The sequence below is a fragment of the Marinobacterium profundum genome (assembly GCF_001528745.1).
GTDB lineage: Bacteria > Pseudomonadota > Gammaproteobacteria > Pseudomonadales > Balneatricaceae > Marinobacterium_A > Marinobacterium_A profundum.
This window is the reverse complement of sequence record NZ_BCNS01000148.1, coordinates 1-1,715: the sequence shown is the minus strand read 5'-3', so window position 1 is coordinate 1,715 and position 1,715 is coordinate 1. Positions and strand designations below refer to the sequence as shown.

The following is a 1,715-nucleotide window of genomic DNA, read 5'->3' as shown; positions in this document are numbered from 1 at the left end:
GCGCCTGCTCATCGGCCACAGTCTGGGCGGGCGCGCCGTGCTCTCGGCCGCCCACCGTATCCTGGAAACCGCCGCCGTGGTGACCATAGGTGCGCCAGCCGATGCCCAGCATGTGATCAGGCAGTTCGGTGCCCATGTGGATGCGATAGAGAACAGCGGTGAGGCAGAAGTAAGCCTTGGTGGGCGTACCTTCACCATTCGAAAGCAGTTTCTTGATGACCTGAACCAGGACAATGATGACATTGAGCGCCTGCGCACGCCCTTGCTGGTGATGCACTCGCCGCTGGATAATACCGTTTCAATCAGCCAGGCCGAACAGATCTACCGCCGCGCCAAGCATCCCAAGAGTTTTGTCAGCCTCGACAAGGCCGACCATCTGCTTAGCAGCAAGGAAGACACCGCCTATGCCGCCAGCGTCATAGGTGCCTGGAGTGAAAAGTACCTGACACCGGTACCTTTGATTGCAACGGTCGACGCCGGCACGCGCAACGGCGAGGTGGATGTCCGCGAGCATAACCACCGCTTTACCCGCCTGGTCAACAGCGACCATCATGAGTGGCTCGCCGATGAACCGCTCAAGTCCGGAGGCGACAATCTGGGCCCCGACCCCTACGAGCATCTGCTCGCGGCACTCGGCACCTGCACCTCCATGACGCTGCGCATGTATGCCAACCTCAAGCAGATACCGCTGGATGATGTCAGTGTGACGCTCAGCCACAGCCGCCAGCACGGCGCCGACTGCGAGGGCTGCAGCGAGACTGAAAAACGTATCGATATACTGGAACGGCGCATTAGCCTAAAAGGCAAACTCACCGAAGCGCAGCGACAGCGTCTGCTGGAAATCGCCGACCGCTGCCCGGTGCACAAAACCCTCGAAGGCCCGCTAAAGGTGAGCACCCAGCTGATTGACTAAGGACCTGTCTAACCGCGGGCGCCTGGCCCCTGTGCGCTGTCCCGGTCCAGCGCACGCATGGCAATAATGCCGGCCACAGGGCCCAGTGCCAGCAGACCAAAGGCAACGCCCCAGCCTGCGCCCTGCTGAATAACCGGTATCAGCCAGATGGTAGGCACAGTGAGGATAAAGCCGATCGCCAGCTGCAGCGTCAGCGCCGTGCCGACATAGCTCTGGTCCGCCACCTCCGTCACCAGGGTGGAAAACTGCGCCGAATCCGCCACCACCCAGAAGCCCCACACCAGGCCCACCAGCAGCACCAGCAATACCGGCGCCTGCTGCATGAAGCCAATCGTGAGCGCACAGCCGCCGGAAATTGCCATGGCGAGCACCGTCGCTTTGGCACGCCCCCAGCGATCCCCCAGCAGACCACCGACCAGGCAACCCGCTGCGCCGGCACCGATAACGGCAAAAGTGCCGAAGGCCGCCCATTTGCCGGCCTGCTCCACCCCGTGCAGCGCCAGGGTGCTGGCGAAGAACACCGAAAACCAGGCCCACATGGCGTACAGCTCCCACATATGCCCGAAGTACCCCAGGGAGGCCAGCAAGACCTTGCGATCGGTAAATACCTGCCAGGCCTTGCGGGGATCAAAGGGCGCACGGGGAAACGGGAAGGGACCGTCACTTCCTAAAAACTCGGCAATAAGCCCGCCCGCCAGGGTCAGCAGGGAGGTGGCGATAATCACCCGCTGCCAGTCCAGCCCGCCCAGGCCATTCACCAGATGGGGTGCGGCAGAACCCAGGGTCAGCGCCCCCACCATAA

General features: G+C 62.4%; 2 protein-coding genes. One reads left to right on the top strand and one right to left on the bottom strand.

Going from position 1 to position 1,715, the window contains the following annotated elements; translation table 11 throughout:
* The coding region (locus MPRO_RS17760) for a bifunctional alpha/beta hydrolase/OsmC family protein (protein WP_067296030.1) at positions 1–913 on the top strand (913 nt) is incomplete at its 5' end.
* 8 nt (positions 914–921) lie between these two features.
* Here the strand turns inward: MPRO_RS17760 and MPRO_RS17755 are convergent.
* Positions 922–1,715: MFS transporter (locus MPRO_RS17755; RefSeq protein ID WP_162492533.1), on the bottom strand; the 794-nt coding region annotated here is incomplete at its 5' end.